Annotated in this window: 16 protein-coding genes; 14 read left to right on the top strand and 2 right to left on the bottom strand. The window is 34.8% G+C overall.

The genetic code is table 11. From position 1 onward, the window contains the following. Window positions 1-15 precede the first annotated feature (15 nt). The 6 genes from FF52_RS05665 to FF52_RS05645 all read left to right on the top strand — a co-directional run bounded on the left by FF52_RS05665 (window position 16) and on the right by FF52_RS05645 (window position 7,670). Window positions 16-2,196, top strand: a complete 2,181-nt coding sequence (locus FF52_RS05665) for a TonB-dependent receptor (RefSeq protein WP_008463705.1) — start codon at window positions 16-18, stop codon at window positions 2,194-2,196. A 4-nt stretch (window positions 2,197-2,200) separates the two neighbouring features. Then, entirely contained in the window at window positions 2,201-2,989 is a 789-nt protein-coding gene (locus FF52_RS05660; RefSeq protein WP_035691042.1) for a cation transporter, read from the top strand. Window positions 2,990-3,453: 464 nt separating this feature from the next. After that, the gene (locus tag FF52_RS23110; protein WP_052017586.1) at window positions 3,454-4,062 is read left to right on the top strand and encodes a hypothetical protein; all 609 of its coding nucleotides are present in this window, start codon (window positions 3,454-3,456) and stop codon (window positions 4,060-4,062) included. A gap of 96 nt (window positions 4,063-4,158) precedes the next feature. Then, the gene (locus FF52_RS23105) at window positions 4,159-4,650 is read left to right on the top strand and encodes a hypothetical protein (protein ID WP_012025082.1); all 492 of its coding nucleotides are present in this window, start codon (window positions 4,159-4,161) and stop codon (window positions 4,648-4,650) included. 913 nt (window positions 4,651-5,563) lie between these two features. Further along, entirely contained in the window at window positions 5,564-6,181 is a 618-nt protein-coding gene (locus FF52_RS05650; protein WP_008463702.1) for a GNAT family N-acetyltransferase, read from the top strand. Window positions 6,182-6,884: 703 nt separating this feature from the next. Further along, the gene (locus FF52_RS05645; protein ID WP_157498525.1) at window positions 6,885-7,670 is read left to right on the top strand and encodes a hypothetical protein; all 786 of its coding nucleotides are present in this window, start codon (window positions 6,885-6,887) and stop codon (window positions 7,668-7,670) included. 206 nt (window positions 7,671-7,876) lie between these two features. Here the strand turns inward: FF52_RS05645 and FF52_RS05640 are convergent, their stop codons facing one another. Both FF52_RS05640 and FF52_RS05635 read right to left on the bottom strand, forming a co-directional pair. Beyond that, complete coding sequence (locus FF52_RS05640) at window positions 7,877-9,214, bottom strand: DUF1214 domain-containing protein (RefSeq protein WP_157498523.1); 1,338 nt, start codon at window positions 9,212-9,214, stop codon at window positions 7,877-7,879. A 585-nt stretch (window positions 9,215-9,799) separates the two neighbouring features. Then, on the bottom strand, window positions 9,800-12,190 hold the full coding sequence (locus tag FF52_RS05635; RefSeq protein WP_008463699.1) for an arylsulfatase: 2,391 nt from the start codon (window positions 12,188-12,190) through the stop codon (window positions 9,800-9,802). A gap of 505 nt (window positions 12,191-12,695) precedes the next feature. Between FF52_RS05635 and FF52_RS05630 the strand changes: the two genes are divergently transcribed. From FF52_RS05630 to arsB, 8 genes are all read left to right on the top strand, one after another. Next, the gene (locus FF52_RS05630; RefSeq protein ID WP_008463698.1) at window positions 12,696-13,175 is read left to right on the top strand and encodes a transporter; all 480 of its coding nucleotides are present in this window, start codon (window positions 12,696-12,698) and stop codon (window positions 13,173-13,175) included. Window positions 13,176-13,252: 77 nt separating this feature from the next. Next, the gene (locus FF52_RS05625) at window positions 13,253-13,537 is read left to right on the top strand and encodes a hypothetical protein (RefSeq protein ID WP_008463697.1); all 285 of its coding nucleotides are present in this window, start codon (window positions 13,253-13,255) and stop codon (window positions 13,535-13,537) included. Window positions 13,538-13,552: 15 nt separating this feature from the next. After that, window positions 13,553-15,019, top strand: coding sequence for an arylsulfatase (locus tag FF52_RS05620; RefSeq protein ID WP_237718530.1), 1,467 nt, complete (start codon window positions 13,553-13,555; stop codon window positions 15,017-15,019). 611 nt (window positions 15,020-15,630) lie between these two features. Beyond that, entirely contained in the window at window positions 15,631-15,963 is a 333-nt protein-coding gene (locus FF52_RS05615; protein WP_008463695.1) for an ArsR/SmtB family transcription factor, read from the top strand. Window positions 15,964-15,973: 10 nt separating this feature from the next. After that, the gene (locus FF52_RS05610; RefSeq protein ID WP_008463694.1) at window positions 15,974-16,459 is read left to right on the top strand and encodes a GNAT family N-acetyltransferase; all 486 of its coding nucleotides are present in this window, start codon (window positions 15,974-15,976) and stop codon (window positions 16,457-16,459) included. Window positions 16,460-16,493: 34 nt separating this feature from the next. Continuing rightward, window positions 16,494-16,967, top strand: a complete 474-nt coding sequence (locus tag FF52_RS05605; protein ID WP_008463692.1) for a DUF6428 family protein — start codon at window positions 16,494-16,496, stop codon at window positions 16,965-16,967. A gap of 70 nt (window positions 16,968-17,037) precedes the next feature. Further along, the gene (locus FF52_RS05600; RefSeq protein WP_008463690.1) at window positions 17,038-17,652 is read left to right on the top strand and encodes a low molecular weight phosphatase family protein; all 615 of its coding nucleotides are present in this window, start codon (window positions 17,038-17,040) and stop codon (window positions 17,650-17,652) included. 1 nt (window position 17,653) lies between these two features. Continuing rightward, on the top strand, window positions 17,654-18,730 hold the full coding sequence (gene arsB, locus FF52_RS05595; protein ID WP_008463688.1) for an ACR3 family arsenite efflux transporter: 1,077 nt from the start codon (window positions 17,654-17,656) through the stop codon (window positions 18,728-18,730). Window positions 18,731-19,222 lie beyond the last annotated feature (492 nt).

Here is a 19,222-nt window from a genome sequence, read left to right as displayed (position 1 = left end):
ATTAAGAAATCACAAATGTTTAAATATATTTTATTGATTGTGGCAATAGCATCTATTGGCACTGTACAGGCACAGAATAAAATCACATTCCATATAAAAAATACATCAACCAATGAACCTGTAAAAGGTGCTTCAGCTAAAATTGAAGAAACCAATGAAGTTTTGTCATCAGATAATAATGGTAACATCATTATCGAAAACCTTAAAAATGGAGACTACACATTATCGATCTCAATAGAGGGTTATGCTCCCAATAAAACACTTTTTAAAGTGCCTGCAGCTGTCAATTTTATAGAAATTGCATTGCAAAGTGAAATGGAAGAAGAAGCCGAAGAAATGAAAGAAATAGTGGTAACTTCTACAAGAGGTACAAGAACAATCAGCAATATTCCAACCAGAGTTGAGTTTATAGCAGGAGAAGAACTTGAAGAAAAAGCAAATATGAAACCGGGGGATATCCGTATGATGCTTAATGAAAGTACCGGAATCCAGACCCAGCAGACTTCAGCTACTTCTGGAAATTCTTCAATCAGAATTCAGGGACTAGACGGACGATATACACAAATCTTAAAAGATGGTTTTCCTGTATACTCAGGTGCATCAAGCGGACTGGGATTGCTGCAGACTCCTCCGTTAGATTTAAAACAGGTTGAGATAATTAAAGGTTCTGCCTCTACCCTTTACGGAGGTGGTGCAATTGCAGGTTTGGTTAATCTTGTATCTAAAACCCCTACCGAAGAAAGAGAATTGCGATTTCTAATTAATGGGACTTCCGCTCTTGGTTTGAATATTAATGGTTTTTATTCCCAGCAGTTTGATAAAATTGGATTGACTGTTTTTGCATCTCATGACCGAAACGCTCCTTATGACCCTGCTGATATACAGCTTACTGCGATTCCAAAATTCGAACGCTTTAATTTTAATCCAAAACTTTTTGTCAATTTTAATGAAAACACTAAACTAAATTTTGGCATTAATACAGTTTTTGAAAATCGTATCGGCGGGAATATTGACTATATAAAAGACGAAAATAAATACCCTGACAGTTATTTCGAAAAAAATAAAACGCAGAGAATAAGCACTCAGTTCACCCTTACTCATAAATTTAATGATCAGGAATCTATTACCATTAAAAACAGTTTTAATAATTTCAGCCGCATTATAACTATTCCTGACTATATTTTTGATGGCCTGCAGAACAGTACTTTCTCAGAAATCAGCTATTCTAAAAATGGAGAAATTGCAGAATGGGTTGCTGGTGGAAATTTATATACTGACAAGTTTACTGAAAACAGCCAGACAGCTTTTCCATTAAGAAACTATAATCAGATCACTTATGGTGCTTTTGTTCAGAATACCGTCAAAGCTAAAGAATGGCTGGATATCGAGACTGGTCTTCGAGGTGATTATGTTGTTGATTACGGATTCTCATTATTACCTAGAATCTCAGCTTTATTTAAAATTAATTCCAAACTTACTTCACGACTTGGTGGCGGTTTAGGCTACAAAACACCAACTATTTTTACCGAAGAAAGCGAGCGTATTCAATATCAAAATGTACTCCCTATTAATAGTGATTTCAATAAACTTGAAAAAAGTTACGGACTTAACTTTGATGTGAATTATAAAACTAAAATTACCGAAGATATTTCATTATCATTGAATCAATTATTCTTTTATACAAATGTTGATAATCCACTGATTTTAACTTCGCTTCCTAATGACCTTTACCAATTTGTAAATATTAATGGATATTTAGATACAAAAGGAACAGAAACAAATGTGAAATTAGGCTATAAAGATTTTAAACTATTTGTTGGGTACACTTTTACTGATGCTTCGATAGACAACAATGGCATAAAATCTCAAAATCCTTTAACTGCTAAACACAGATTAAATAATGTTTTGATGTATGAAGTCGAAGATAAATGGAAAGCTGGTTTAGAAGCTTATTATTACAGTCCTCAAAAGTTAAGTGATGGTACAACTGGAAGGGAATATTGGATTTTCGGCTTCATGGTAGAAAAGCTTTGGGAAAATTTTTCAATTTTTGCCAATTTTGAAAATTTTACTGATACCAGACAGACAAAATTTGGAAGTATCTACACAGGACCAATTTCAAATCCTGTTTTCAAAGATATTTATGCACCGTTAGACGGATTTGTTGTAAATGCAGGTATTAAGATTAAAATATAGTCTTATGAAAAAAAGTATATATAATATAAGAAAAATGGATTGTCCCAGTGAGGAACAATTAATACGAATGAAGCTCGCTGGTTTAGAACAAATCAAACAGCTTGATTTTGACATTGCAAACAGAAGATTAAAGATCTATCATACGGACGACGACACTCTTATAACAAATGCAATTGATACTCTTAATCTGGACAGCACTCTGCTGGCATCAGAACATACATCAGAACATGTAGAGACAAACAGTGACTCACAGCAAAGTAAGTTATTATGGCAGGTTCTCATTGTAAACTTTTCATTCTTTCTAATAGAGATAATTACAGGTTTTATATCCAATTCGATGGGATTGGTTGCCGACAGTTTGGATATGTTCGCCGATAGCATTGTATATGGTTTAGCTCTGTTTGCTGTCGGGAGCACAGCTTCAAGAAAAGGAAGTGTAGCAAAAATAAGTGGTTATTTTCAGATTGGTCTTGCAGTTTTGGGACTTATTGAAGTTTTAAGAAGATTTGTAGACTCAGACCATATTCCTGCATACGGAACTATGATAATAGTTTCATTATTTGCACTTGTAGGTAATTCGTTATGCCTTTACCTGCTTCAAAAATCTAAAAGTAAAGAGGCACATATGGAAGCTAGTATGATTTTTACTTCGAATGATATTGTAATTAATATGGGAGTCATAATTGCTGGTATATTAGTATACTTTACTAATTCAATGGTACCCGATCTTATTATTGGTGTTTGTGTGTTTTTCATAGTCGCTAGAGGAGCATTAAAAATATTACAGTTATGATATTTGGTAATTTAAAAGTATAGAATGTTCTTCAAAATTATTTTTTTTATCGCTGCACCAATAGAGAAACCAAAAAAAATCTGTTTCACACAAATTGTGAGACAGATTTTGATCTTCTTTAACAGCGACGGGCAGTATTTTCCAGCTTAACATTGCTGCATGCATGGAGTATTGGTAATAATCATCGTTCAGGCTTTTGCATTTGTCATAGATTCTTTGGTAGAAGTGCCGGCTCTAATCGCATTACTGATTTAACAGAACAAATTATAAATGCGGATTATCAAACGTAATTATAATATTGTAAATATGAATACTATTATTACTTTTATACACTAATTCTATAGGATATTAGAAGTATGATAGTCAAAATACTTGCGAGTAAAAAAATCTTATTACTTTTTATTAATTTATGTGTATTTCAATTATACGCACAGCAAAAAAATAGCTTATCCCAACAGTTTCTAATGAATATTGAAATCAGACCAAGAGTCGAATATACTTCAAATTATTTTCTTCCTCCCAACGATTCAATTGATCCTTATTTTATTATTACCCAGAGAAACAGAATTTCTATGCAGTATGCTAGAGAAAAATGGCTTATTAAATCCGATTTACAGGAAATTCATCTTTGGGATGAAAACAGCAAAGCTTCCAAAGTTGGAAGCATTAATTTTTATCAATTGTATTTTGAGACTAAGATTAAATCTCTAAATGTACGATTGGGAAGGCAAAGTGTTTTATTAGATAATGGCAGATTATTTTCTGATGCTCCTTGGGCACAGCAAGGGAGAGCCCATGAAGGAATACGGATAATGAAATACTCAAAATATTTCTCTAATGATTTTTTCTTTTTGTTTACCAGAAACTACAGCACTGAATTTGAGTCAGCCTACTCTCCTGTTGCATCAAATAGGTATAAATACCTGTTGATAAATAGTCTCAATTACAATAACAATCATGGATTTTCATTTAATTCATTGAATGCTGTTGATTTTTTAGAAAACTCAAGTTCAGGGAAATTGTATACTCGTGCAACAGCAGGCGGAAGAATAGAATTTAAAACGAAACAATAGTATTATACTTTAAATTCATATTGGCAGTTTGGACGTAATTCAAAAGGTCAAAAATTATTTACTTACTATTTTCAACCTGAAGTTAAATTATCTCTATTGAAATCTACTTGGCGTTTAGGTGCAGAAATAATTAGTGGCAGCAGTCCTAATCTATCAGATAATAGTTCGGGAGATTTTGATGTCTTATATGGCGTGACATGGAAGTTCAATGGAAATATGAATGTCTTTACCCGTTTTCCCTCCGACGTTAACGGAAAAGGTTTAGTAAATCCTTATCTATTTACCGTAATTCCCTTAAATAGTAAACTATCTCTTCGTTCTGATTTTCACCTTTTTTATACTCGATACCCGCTTTTAAATAATTTGGGTCAAAAAATGACAAAGTTTCTTGGATATGAAAATGATTTTTCTTTGAAGTACTTACCTGTCAAAGAACTGGAAATTAATTATGCCTTTTCTTTTTATAAATCAACAAACGCAATGCAATATCTGCCAAAAATACAAGATGAAAATAAACTTGCTATTTGGAGCTACTTAATGATTTCATATTCTTTTAACGCGATCAATTTAAAGCATTATAAAAATTAAATAAAATAATATCCTGTATTAAATCTTACACAATTAAAAAATCTAAAGTTTGTTTTATCTGAAAGGTTGAATTATATCATCAACAAATTTTGATATTCATTTTCTTAAATAAATATTTTATTTTTAATCACTATATTTTATCTGGATATGCAAGTATCTACCCAACAAATAATTATTACAGCTAAAAGATAAAAGCATAAAGTTATTTAACGTTTTTCAATACATACCCTAACGATACATGCAAACCGCTTCAAAACAAAAAATCAAAAAATTATCTTACAAATTCACTTGAAAATAAGCCAATTTCTTTAAATCGTTCATAAAATGGTTTGTAAATTGTTCAGTAAGGTCACTTAAGGAGACAACTAGACAATAGTTGTCTCTTTTTTTATGCCCAAACATATAGATTTTTCAAGCCTTCACAGCCTAATATTTGCGGTTCGATTTTTTCACAAGAAATTCTTAGTCTGTTTGAAATAAACAGTCTTAAAGTGGCGCTATCAGAGATTTAATCGAAGCTGAACGGTGGTTCGAAATCCCATTAAGGATATAGGATTTTTTTCTCTTTTGGTTTATCGTAATTTTTTGATATTAAATATTGTTGCGCAACATAGATTAAAAGTTGATTTATTTCTGATTAAAAAAAAGACTATTGCCTAGTTTTTTTTTGATATTTTATCCTCAGAGGAGTTTATAAAAAAACGATAACAATTTTTCAACAAGAATGTTAAAACAAAAAAATAAAGCCCAAAATATTAAACTAATTAACTTATAATTTGACACAAAAGCTAAGTAGCTAAGATTCGTATTTTTAGCTTTTATTTCATATTATGGTTATCTGAAAAATTAAAAAATCTCACTATATATTCATACTTTTACTGTATATTTTTGCAAAACTGTAATTCCAAAAACCGTGAATTTTTTATTTGAAAACGATATACAGCTTGAGAACGACTTTGCGCTACTAAGACCATTAATGGAAAATGATCTAATAAATCTTTTTGCTGCTGCTACAGCTGATACAGATTTACTGCAATATTCTCCCTCTCCTATTTATAATAAAGAGTTATTAGAAAAATATATTGGAAAAGCGTTAGAAAATAGATTATCTAAAAATCGTTATACGTTTTGCGTATTTGATAAAATTAGAAATAAATATGCAGGCTGTACAAGTTATCTTAATATTTCCAATGCAGATGACAGACTGGAGATTGGAGGCACATGGTATGCCAAAGAATTTCAAAAGACAGGTTTAAACAGAAATTGTAAATTCCTGCTGTTAGAATATGCTTTTGAGATCCTTGGAGCTGAAAGAATTGAATTCAAAACTGACGAAAGGAACATAGCATCTCGAACAGCGATTGAAAAAATAGGAGGAAAATTTGAAGGAATATTAAGGAACCATACGCTAATGTCTGACGGATTTAGACGAAATACCGTTTCTTACAGCATGTTAAAAGATGAATGGGAAAAAATTAAAAAGGATGAAGTATTTAATTCAATTCCAAAAAAAAAGAACATTTGTAAGTAAAAAGGTAAACACTATCTTCACCTTTTTACTTTAACCTTAAGATAGATTTTTAATAAGCGAAAGGGACGACTTTTGCGACACAAATCCTAAATCGCATAAAGTAATTCATAGAGCCAAAGAAAGACAATCCTGCCTTAACTTAGAACATTCTTTTAAAATCCTCCATAAATTTTGTAAATTTATATATCAGTTTAATGCGATAAATCAATTGAGTTTTTACAATTTTTGCATCAATCCTCAACGGTACATCTAAACCAAAATTATAAAGCCAATGAAAGACAGGCTTTACATGTAGTAAGCCAATCTCTTCAAATCTTCCAAAAAATTTATTGTAATTTGTCCCGTAGAGGTCACTTGAAATCCCTATGTATTTGATACATAGGGATTTACTTGTTTATACTAGGATTCAAACATAGTTACAAGCAATACTCGCAAACACTTGATTTACAACATATTAACTTAAAATAAAGATTTTATATTGCGCAAATATAGAATCGTTACTTCCCAAAAACTTCCCAGTATTTTAAAAAAAACACATTCATTTATTAAAAAACAATGATTAATTTAAAACAAACTAATTGAACGATTAGAAAGACATTAGCTTCTTTCACAATAATATACTCGTACTATGCTAGAAAAACTACCCATTACTGAAAATTATTACTATGTTGCCATTATTGCCATTTTTACATTTGTTTTAACAATGATTACAGCAAAAGGAAGCTTAACAGATCATAGATATAAATGGTACAAGTGGAAAAGATATACTCCTAGAGGCAAGCAAGCAATTGGCTTCGGTTTTCTCGTCGCGTTAGCACTTTTTTTGCAAGACATAAACAATCGAAATATTTCAAAAGAAAATGATAAAAAGCTAGACCAAAAAGAAGCATCAAGAACAAAAGAAATTAAAGCAGGTGTAAAAGATGCAACAGATCAAATTTTTGATGGACTTTCATTAGCTTTCAAAAAACAAGGTCTGCAGTATGACACAATTAAAAATCAAGTTTTAAAATTAAGAGACTCTGTTAGAGTGACAAATAATTATGGAGAAACTCCATTATTAACTTTAAAAGCTTTAAAAATAATTGACAGTACAACTTTTGGTGGCAAAACATATAAAATTGAGTATGAAATTTTTTCAGAAGATGCAAAAAGTTTAAATATAGACGTTAAATTTGATGTTTTTGCTTTTACTCCAAATTTAGAAATAAGAACACTTATTCGAAATTTTAGACCTTTATACAAGGGTGAAAATATTGGAAAAGAAAAGGGGTTGAAAAATTGGTTAATTGTGCCAAAAGATGATCCCTATTATGATCATTATGCCTTTAGACTTAAAGGATCATACTCATCAAGTACAAATGTTATTCATTATATTGATAAATTCTTCTTAATTAAACCTCGATTACAAAAAGATTATTTTGGTAATCCTAGCCAAGCTTATGAAGATTTATTGAGAGCAAACCTAATAAAATTTCAAATTAATTAACCAGTTCCCACAAACTTCCCACTACAAAACTATGACAATTGATATACAATACATTACCGCGTATGTTTGTTTCCTGTCGAGGTCACAAAGCCAAATGGCGCCAAATGAAGACAATTGGCGCCATTTTTTTTATACTATTGCTATTATTAGTAAAAGCAAATCTTTTCTACTCTTATTAACTTAGCCCCGAGATCATATAATTATAGTTAATTAATTTTTGACGTTTGTTGCTTTAGTAAATCCGGCGGAGAATAACTGCCATCGATTATATCCTGCGATGGTCCATAATATCTAAAAGTTAGGTTGTATTTTTTACCCTCAGGCGTCGGTATCCAGTTGGATTCCGGCAAATTTTGAGGTTTTTTAGGACTATAAATAATAGTCAGTGAACCATCATTATTGAATTTTAATGGTGATTGATTATTTAAAAGATATCTTTTCAGAGGATTTGGAATCACCTTAAACTCTTTTCCGTCAACACAGATCACAGACCAGAAATATTTTACTTTGGACTGAGGCAGCTCATTTTTAGCAAAAGTCTGAGTGTAGACTGCACTTCCATCATTTCCCGTTCTGATAAAGTAAATGGCTTCTTGTAAATTATTAGCCCAGATTCCTCCCAGATTAACCACGGTTCGGGTTTTAAAGTTTGATCCATAATTTCCTATTCCAACAGGATGCGACCATCCATTTTGTTTTTCTCCGGGCGTTTTAATTAATTCAGCAAGCTCCTTTAATGACTTCTGTTTAATTATTTGATCCACTCTGGTTCTAGCTTCACTTCCTGATTTTACCAATTTTTCTACCTCATTAACTTTAGCTCGTACACTTTCCATTCCTTTATTAATATCTGGCTCGCTGTTTAAAATTCCACTGGCGTCATCAAATAGTTCTGCTCCCGGCAATTTATCATTTGTAAAGTGAGCTAACTTATAAAATGGCCTTATCTGTGGTTTGCCACTTTCAATTAGTTTAAACTGCTTTTCAAGAATTACCGCCTCCTGAATATTTTTACCTAGTTCCAAACGCGCCAAAACCCGCGATGTTTTCACGGGAAGATCAACTCGAAGTGCATCACCCGGTATTTTTTGATTACTGCCTTTCAAGCATAAAGCATATTTACCGTAAGGTTTTTGAGGAAAGGTTCTCTCGTTAATATTAAGTATGGTTTCTCCCCATCCATTTAGCATATGCCAGGTGTAATAACGTCCCTCAATTTTAGGAATTTCCAATATCACATAATTATTCTCATCAACCGCTATCCAGGCTTCCATGTAGACTACGTCCAAATTTGGATTCGCCCAGTTAACTCCACCCGGTGCGCGATACTGAATTTTATTCCATTGAAAACCTTCTTTTTCAAAATCAAGACGCTGTTGTCTAAGTACAAATGCTCTCCCAAGCAGATATAAATAGGCATCTGAAATATCATTATCTGATAATGCTTCGACTTTAGATACATTATTATTATCAATTACTTTTTGTTCTTTTTTACAAGACAGTAATAGCAAAAACATAGAGAGGTATAGAAATGATTTTTTCATAAAAATATTTTAAATAGTTAAATATCAAAATCATTAGTTAAAATTATTTATAAAAGTTAACTTACCCTTGCAAATTGAAAAAAAATATGTTTCATCTTATAAAATGAAACAAAATATTTGGTCATTCTAATTTTTCTGGCAAAATAGTGGCATGCAAATATTAGAGTTGCTTCTGATTTTGCCATAAAAAAGCTAAGGCGGTTTTAATAAAATTAGGATAATATTTTATTTTTTTGATGCTACATTTTCCACAAATCCCCAACAGGACATCTAAACCAACTTACCAAAGCCACTTGAGGACAGATAACTACATATAATAAACCAATTTCTTCAAATCATCCAAAAAAAATGTTGAAATTTATCCCGTCGGGGTCACAAAGCCAAATAGCGCCAATTGAAGACAATTGGCTCCATTTTTTTTATGCTATTGCTATTATTATTAACAGCAAATCTTTTAAAAATTTATTTCAGCAGCTGATACAGAAGTTATATAATTAGCCTTCCCTTTTACTAAAAAATAGGTTGAAGTTATTTGGTCTTGCTAATTTTTGTGACAAATGTGTGTTATTTTTTTGACTTATATTTTCATTCTTTAGCCATTTTTACTTTAAATTCATTTTCTAGATTCTGGTAGCTGTCATTCCCCACATCATAAATCACCTTTATGATGCTGCCTCCTGCAAAATCAAATTTAGATGTATACTGCCTACTTACTGGGTCACCGCTGTCTCTGCCAACACACAATCCCTCTCCAGATAAGGAATAACGTCCGGACTGCGTGCGAAATGGCTGCTGCTGTACCATTTTTCCATCAATGTAAAGCTTCATGGTTCCCAGTGTTTCATTCTTCTCGGTCATTTTCTCCTTCACAAATTCTACCCCTACAGTATGCAGACCGCTGGAAGGCAGCGGTGAAGTCAATACCTGTTCCGGCTCATTTCCTAAGAAATTGTAAACGTATACCAGTCTGCCGTCTTTTGCAAATAAGCTGTAGCCGCCAAAACGGGAGCCCTGAGAAACGATTACTCCTTTTGTATTTTTATTTAAATTTACTTCTGCCAGAATCTTAAACGAACGGCCAAGAGTCGGGGCTGCAGAAGCTTCTGGCACTTCTGTTGTCCCTGGATAGTAAATAAATCTGCCGTCAGCAGGATTTTCCTTATGATACTGAAGTCCGTGAAAGGCAGGGATAGATAAATCATTTAGGGGTAATACATTATTCTTTTTTGCTTCTTCAAGCCAGACTTTTTGAAGCTCTTTCACCTTTTCAGGATATTTCCCTGAAACGTCATCGGACTCCGATCGGTCGATATCCGTATTGTAAAGCTGCCATTTATCTTTATCAAAGTTTCCTATATCAACAGGTGCCGGACCATGGAGCGCAACAGCTTTCCATCCGTTATTCCAGATGCCTCGTGTTCCAATCATTTCATAATATTGCACTTTTTTTGCAGTAGGTGCTTTTACATTATCAAAACTATACTTCATCGATACCCCTGCAAGCGGTGTCTGTCTAACCCCGTCTACTACGTCGGGCATAGCCACTCCGCATACTTCCAAAATTGTAGGGACTATGTCGGTGCAGTGATGGTACTGATCCCTGATTTCTCCTTTTGCTTTAATGCCTTTTGGCCAGCAGATTACCAGAGGATCTGCTGTACCTCCGCTGTAGCCTGAATATCTTTTAAACATTTTAAAGGGTGTTGAAAAGGCAACAGCCCATCCAGTAGGATAATGATTGTACGTATCCTGTGAACCTAACTTATCGATCATTTTTAAATTTACATTTAAATCGTCTGGATACGCATTAAAGAAATTATTTTCGTTTACAGATCCATTTGGCGATCCCTCACCAGAAGCTCCATTGTCTGCGCAGTACATGATCAGTGTATTATCAAATTGACCTGAATCTTTTAAGTATTTGATAACGCGTCCAACTTCTGCATCTGTATATTCCGAGAAAGCGGCATATACTTCTGCCATTCGGCTGAACAATTTTTTCTCTTCCGGTGAAAGAGTATTCCAAGGCCGGACAGCATCATCCTTAGAGAATGTTTCCGGCGGCATAGGATTCAAAGGAGTCAGTTTAGTTCCTTTTGGCACAATTCCCCTGTCAGTCATTCGTTTAAGTACCCAGTCACGATACGCTTCGTAGCCATCATCAAATTTGCCTTTGTATTTGGCAATATAGTCTGCAGGGGCATGATGCGGGGCATGGTTGGCTCCTGGATTGTACCACATAAACCACGGTTTGTCAGGTTTAGACTGTTTGGAATCCTGTATATAAGCTATCGCTTTATCTGCAAGATCTTTACTTAAGTGATAGCCGTTCTCAGGCTGCTGGGGCTGTTCTATAAAGTGGTTATCCTCAATAAGGCTGGGATACCATTGATTAGTTTCTCCGCCAATAAAGCCATAGAAACGGTCAAATCCAAGTCCAAGCGGCCAGCGCTCTTTTGAAGATGCCATATCAAGTGCGTCTACAGGTACGTTATGGTTTTTTCCTATCCAGAATGTAGACCATCCTGCCTGACGGAGAACTGTGGCCAGAGTAGCATTTTCTTTTGGAATATGTCCGCTGTATCCAGGGAATCCCACAGCTGATTCTGAAATAGAGCCAAATCCGTTCTGATGATGATTTCTCCCTGTGAGCAGCGTGGAGCGGGTCGGTGAACATACCGATGTAGTGTGCCACTGGGTATAAGTGATACCGTTTTTGGCCAACTCATCCATTGTCGGCATATTAATACGTCCTCCATAAGGCGACCATGCAGCAAAACCAGTATCGTCATACAATATTATTAGAACATTAGGTGCGTCTTTTGGTGCCTTTGTCTCCAGAAATACGGGCCAGTCGCCTTTTGAATCACGAATGTCCAGCTTGATTTCGCCTTTAAAGTTTTTTGGCGGATTCTGTGCTGATACTAGATGAGAAAATATACAAAGTGCTATAATTAGTTTTAATCCTGCTTTCATAATTTTGATTTGAGTGATTACTAATAAAAAAAGTCTTATAAAATTATAATCTACACCAATAAAAAAGATTTTAAAATTGAATTATTATGTTGCAAATTATAAAATGCAACCAATTTTTACACAGCAGTTATCATTTTACCACTCTTGATTTTAGTTATATTAATTGAGAAGGAAATGTTGAAACCTATAGATAAATTCATATTGATAAATTAGCTTTTAGTTTGCAGCATGGAGCTGATTCCTTTTTATGCGATAAAATTTGAATGGTATCTTTATTTTATATAGTCACACAATATGAAAAGATCTAGTAAATCAAATCAATCGCATAGTAATCCCAAAAGAACATCAATACAAAAACACTGAAAAACATATAAAGGCAGTCCGCACCTGCGTATGATTACACAGATTGAATAATGCAGTGATATCTCATTATTATTTAAAACATGTTGCAAATTATAATTTGCAACCAATTACCCATTCCACTATATAATACTATCCCTCTTTCATGCCTGCTTTAGCCTTATATGATTATCAGACTTCCAAGCTTTTCAACGCTGATGGGGACAAACTTAGTATTCCAGATATTAATATGTTTCTAGTGGGTTTTGGAGGAAATTTTGTAACTAACTTGAAAATACTCGGCGGCAACTATGGAGGTTCTGTTTTAGTAGCTTTTGCCTCTAGCAGAATTGAAGGTGATATTATTTCTACTAAATCATCACTTGCTTTTACCGATATATATGTACAACCTATGCAATTAGGCTGGCACACCAAAAAGGCAGATTTTACCGTTGGCTATGCCTTATATCTTCCCACAGGAAAATATGAATTGGGAGGAAATGACAATTCTGGAATGGGTATTTTAACCAATGAATTCTCTGCTGGGAGTACATATTATTTTGACACCAAAAAAGAATGGAATATTTCAGCTTTGCTTTCCTATGCCTTAAACAGTAAAAAAAAGATACTGGAAACAACGAAATAAAACCTGGAAGCCTCCTTGCCATTGAAGGCGGTCTGGGAAAAACCTGGGAAAAAACCGTAAAGGATAACCCGCTTCCGATGATCATTAATGCCGGGATGGTCTACTATATGCAGTTTAAAACAGGACAAGACGAAATGACTATTCCACAGATCAATAGCAGCACTTTTGAACTTAAAAACAAGGATAAAATTTATGCGCTGGGTGCTGAGGCTAACATCTTTATTCCTTCTATAAAATCAAGCATAGGCATTCGCTGGCTGTCTGAACTCGGAGCAATTAATCGTACACAGGGAAATTCTTTCTTTATCACATTGGCACCATGCGTAAAATTCTTTGCACCAAAAAGTCCTGGTAAGCAATAAGCCCAAAATTTATTTTTGACATTAACAAAAGCTCTTTATATGTTAACAAGCAAATCAAAAACAATCATTATTTCTCTGATAGTATCTTTTTGTGGAGGAATAAATCTCACAGCACAGCAAAAACCATCCGCATTTTCAGCAAAACCAAACATTGTTTTTATCCTGATGGATAATCTTGGTTATGGCGAATTAGGGTGTTACGGAGGCGGCGAAATACAAGGAGCTGCTACACCGCGGATAGATAAGCTGGCTGCAGAAGGCACTCGTTTAACAAATTTCAATGTTGAAGCGCAATGTACCCCCAGCCGTTCGGCTATCTTAACCGGACGCTTCGCCATTCGATCAGGCACTCATTCTGTTCCGCTGCCAGGTTTGCCTGATGGCCTTACACAATGGGAAGTAACTCTTGCAGAGTTGCTTTCTAGTGCAGGCTATGCAACAGGACATTTTGGCAAATGGCATCTAGGAAGTGATCAATCCCGGCTTCCAAACAATCAGGGTTTTGATGAGTGGTACGGAATTCCACGGACAACAGATGAATCGATGTTTCCCTCCCAGCCCGGAGCAAAAGCATTAGGTATGCCTTTCATGCAGGTTATGGAGGGACGCAAAGGCGAAAAGAGCCGAGATATTGCGGTCTATGATCTGGATAAACGTCGAACAATTGATGCTGAAATTACCCATCATACTATCGATTTTATGCAGCGAAGCGTACAGGCAGGGAAACCATTCTACGCTTACATACCTTTTACCCTGGTTCATTTTCCAGCTCTGCCGAATCCACAGTTTAGCGGTAAGACGGGAAACGGTGACTTTCCAGACGTACTTGCTGAAATGGACAGTCATGTAGGTGAAATAATTGATGCCGTTGAAAGGCTTGGAATTCGTGACAACACCATTTTTGTATTTACAAGTGATAACGGTCCTGATCCTACAGCTCCTTCACAAGGATCTTCCGGTCCTTGGAGCGGCTATTATTTTACCCATATGGAAGGTTCGCTGCGGACACCTTTCATCATCCGATGGCCTGGAAAGATTCCAGCAGGCCGCGTAAGCAATGAGATTGTACACGAAGTGGACACATTTGTAACATTTGCAAAAATTGCGGGTGCTGCTAAACCTGTCGACCGCCCAATTGATGGCGTGGACCAATCTGATTTTTTCCTTGGCAAAACAGCATCAAATCGTGATGGATTCCCGGTCTTTGTTGCGGATCGGTTAGAAGCCGTTAAGTGGAAAAATTATAAAATGGCTTTTTACCAGCCTGAAAGGGATTGGTGGAGCGCAGCAGTCAAACTCGGAGTACCGCAAATATTTGATCTGTATACTGATCCCAAAGAAGAGTACCCTGTAAGTTTAACTCCAAATGCTTGGGTAGTCGGACCAATGATGAAAATTGTAGGAGAATTTGAAAAGAGCACTGCTCAATATCCTCTCATTAAACCTGGGACACCCGATCCATTCAAGAATCCTAAACTATAACTCAATTTTTAAGAATACTTGCATTGCCGCAATTTTACCACAAAAAAGATAAGGCAGTCTTAAAGATAAATTATAGTCAAAATATTATGACATAATAGTTGTACACGAGTATCTTTTGAAAATAGAAAATAAACGCTGATCCGGACTGACTGATTTGAATTTGATCTGCAACTCTTATTAAAAGTTATATACAATTTACATTAATCCCTAACAGGACATCCAAACCAAATTCATAAAGCCACTGGAAGACAGATGACTACATATAATAAGCCAATTTCTTCAAATCATGCAAAAAAAATGCTGAAATTTGTCGCATCGGGGTAACCCTTAAAAAACGCTAAAACTTATGTTTTAGCGTTTTTTTATGCGCATTTCGTAATATACCCAAGTCTTTACGGACAGAAAATAAGCGGTTTTAATGTCACATTCGGTGACTAGTGAGGATTCAAACCGCTGTAACACCCATTAACCACAAGGGATCCTAATAATACATTAAAGATATTTTAAGAACTTCAAAAAAATTGACCATTAAATATCAAGCAAGTTAAAAAATATAAAAATCTTTGACTATTAAATTTTATATCGTAATATTGCAATATAAATATAATACAATGGGAGCAACAAAAACAGATTATTTTACAGAAAGCCAGAACGAGCTGGCTGTTTTAGCCAAAGCGTTAGGCCATCCTGCGCGTATTGCTATTATGGAATATTTATTAAAAGTGGATGCATGCATCTGCGGGGATATCGTAAACGAACTTCCTCTTTCACAACCCACAGTTTCACAGCATTTGAAAGAATTGAAAAATGCAGACTTGATCAAAGGAAGCATTGAAGGAAATTCTATCTGCTACTGTATCAATGAACCTGGACTTGAAAAGATAAAAGGTTTCTTTGAGCATATTTCAGATCACCTTGCTAAAAAGAAAAACGAATGCTGTTAATTTAAAAGATATGGAAATAAGAAAACTTTTAGCCGAAGACTGGGATCAGGTTAAATTAATCTACCAAAAAGGAATTGACACTGGTAATGCCACGTTTCAAACTAGTGCTCCATCATGGGAAGACTGGGACCAGTCACATCTCGTATCCTGTAGAATTGCAATGCAGGAAGATAGTAAAGTAGTCGGATGGGCTGCCCTTACCCCTGTTTCTTCTCGCTGCGTTTATGCAGGTGTTGCAGAAGTAAGTGTATATGTTGATCCTGCACATTCAGGAAAAGGAATCGGGCTTAACCTTTTAAATGAACTTGTACGACAGAGTGAAGCAGAAGGAATCTGGACCCTCCAGGCAGGAATATTTCCTGAAAATGCAGCAAGTCTTAGTATCCATGAAAAAGCAGGCTTCAAGATACTTGGAACAAGGGAGAAAATAGGAAAACAAAATGGTATATGGAGAGATACTGTTCTTCTTGAAAGAAGAAGTCCTGTTATTATTTAATAAAAAAATATAGTTTAACTAAATATAAAAAATTATGAAACTTTCAGAAATTAAAGAAGTACTTAAAACTGTGGAAGCAGTAAATTTTGAACTGCCTGACGGCACATTTGTACCAGAATATTTTCACGTAACTGAAGTAGGATTGGTTACCAAAAACTTCATCGACTGTGGTGGAACAGTGAGAAAGGAAACTGTTGTGAACTTTCAGCTTTGGGATGCTAACGATTACGAACACAGGCTTAAACCGCAGAAGCTGATCCACATCATTGAGCTTTCAGAAAAAGTACTAGGAATTGAAGATCATGAAATTGAAGTTGAATACCAGAATACTACTATTGGCAAATATGATTTGGATTTTAACGGCCGAAACTTCACTTTAGTCAATAAAAAGACAGCCTGTCTAGCTCAGGAACAGTGCGGTATTCCGTCAGATAAACCTAAAGTGAAATTATCACAGTTAAATATTGACAACGGTTCTTCATGTACTCCAGGCGGAGGATGTTGTTAATATCTTAATTAATAATTGATAATTGATAATTGATAATTGATAATTGATAAAACATTACAGCCAAAAAACTATGTTATATCCAGAAATTGAGAATACGGTTAAATCATTTGATTTTAAACAGATCTCCGAAGAACGCAAAGCGATCCTGCAGCCACTAATTGACTTTATTCAGACTAAAGCAGACAGTAATCTGGGAATCAGACTAAACCTAATCTGCACGCACAATTCAAGAAGAAGTCATCTGTCTCAGGTATGGGCGCAGACTGCCGCTACCTATTACGATATAAAAAATGTCTCATGCTATTCAGGAGGAACCGAAGCTACTGCCCTATTCCCGATGGTGGCCCAAACTTTAGGTGATTTAGGATTTAAGATAAAAACTCTTTCAGAGGAAACAAACCCTATCTATTCAATAAAATATTCAGCTAATGAACTTCCTGTTATCGGTTTTTCTAAAACTTATGATGATGATTTCAATCCTGAAAGTGGATTTGCCGCAATAATGACCTGTTCGCAGGCTGATGGCGGATGCCCGTTTATAGCAGGCGCTGAGAAAAGAATCCCGATTACCTTTGAAGATCCAAAAATTTCTGACGGTACGCCTCAGCAGAAAGAAACTTATCTGAAGCGCAGCCTTCAGATTGGAACTGAAATGTTTTACGTATTCTCACAAATAAAAAAATAAAATGTCAGCAAATAAATGTGCTCCAGCCGTCGAACGTAAAAAACTAGGCGTCCTAGACCGCTTCTTAACCATTTGGATTTTCCTTGCTATGGCAATAGGCGTGGCAATAGGATACTTTATTCCTTCAAGCGGAGACTTCATTAATTCTTTTTCCAGCGGCACAACAAACATTCCATTGGCAATAGGGCTTATCCTGATGATGTATCCGCCTTTGGCTAAAGTTAAATACGAGCAGATGGGACAGGTTTTCAAAAACACAAAAATCTTATGTGCCTCTTTATTCTTAAACTGGATTGTAGGACCTGTATTAATGTTTTTATTAGCCCTGCTCTTTTTAAATGGATATCCCGAATATATGATCGGGGTAATTCTTATCGGTCTGGCACGCTGTATTGCAATGGTTGTGGTATGGAACGATCTGGCAGACGGAAACCGTGAATATGCAGCAGGACTTATTGCTCTTAACAGTATTTTTCAGGTGTTGCTCTACAGTGTATATGCTTACATTTTTATCACCATTCTCCCTCCCTATTTTGGATATGATGGTTTTGAGGTGAATATCAGCATTGCTCAGATTGCCGAGAGTGTGGGCATTTATTTGGGTATTCCATTTGCTCTGGGAATCATAAGCCGTTATACTTTGATAGCTTTGAAAGGTTCTGAATGGTTTAACACTAAATACGTGCCTTTTATATCGCCGATTACACTTATTTCACTGCTCTTTACAATAATTGTAATGTTCAGTCTTAAAGGAGAACTGATTGTTCAGATTCCGATGGATGTTGTACGTATTGCCATTCCGCTTGTGGTTTACTTTACTTTAATGTTTATCATCAGCTTTTTCATCGGTAAATATTTTGGAGCTGACTATTCAAAGACGACCTCTATAGCTTTTACGGCAACCGGCAATAATTTTGAATTAGCCATTGCTGTGGCAATCGGCGTATTTGGTATAAACAGCGGCCAAGCTTTTGCAGGCGTTATAGGCCCTTTGGTAGAAGTCCCTGCTCTTATAGCATTAGTTAACCTAGCATTTTGGTTCAGAAAGAAGCACTTCACAAAACAGGCACTATCATAAGCCACTTAAAATAATTATTAAAATATTTTAAAAAAAAAAACAGGTTTGAAAATAAACAACATTGAAGGGCTAAGCTACATGAGATCAGCTGAAGAAAAAATTTTAAGTTAAACATTTCTGAAATGAATGACCGAAATATATTGAAAAGTAAGCAATTATTTTATTTTTTATATAACCATGTTATTTCCTACAAAAGTAAACAAGCAGATAAAAAAACTGTTGCAACAACAGTTTCATGTTGCAAATTATAAAATGAAACAATATTTAACAGTACTGTTTAGCAACAAAAAACTAATGTTCTAAGATCTAAAGCATTTAAACTCTAGTATTTTTTTTTATAATAATCATAGTAAGGTGTTTAAAAAATAAAATTGGGGCACAAAGTGAGATTAGTATTCATTTTTTAATGATTTTTAAAATTTTATTTTCAAATGCAAGAAAATCAATTAAAATGCACTTTAAATTTTAGTAAAAAAAACTGCCCAAACATCT

The sequence above is a fragment of the Flavobacterium sp. F52 genome (genome assembly GCF_000278705.1).
Lineage (GTDB): Bacteria > Bacteroidota > Bacteroidia > Flavobacteriales > Flavobacteriaceae > Flavobacterium > Flavobacterium anhuiense.
This window is presented reverse-complemented; position numbering and strand designations above follow the sequence as displayed.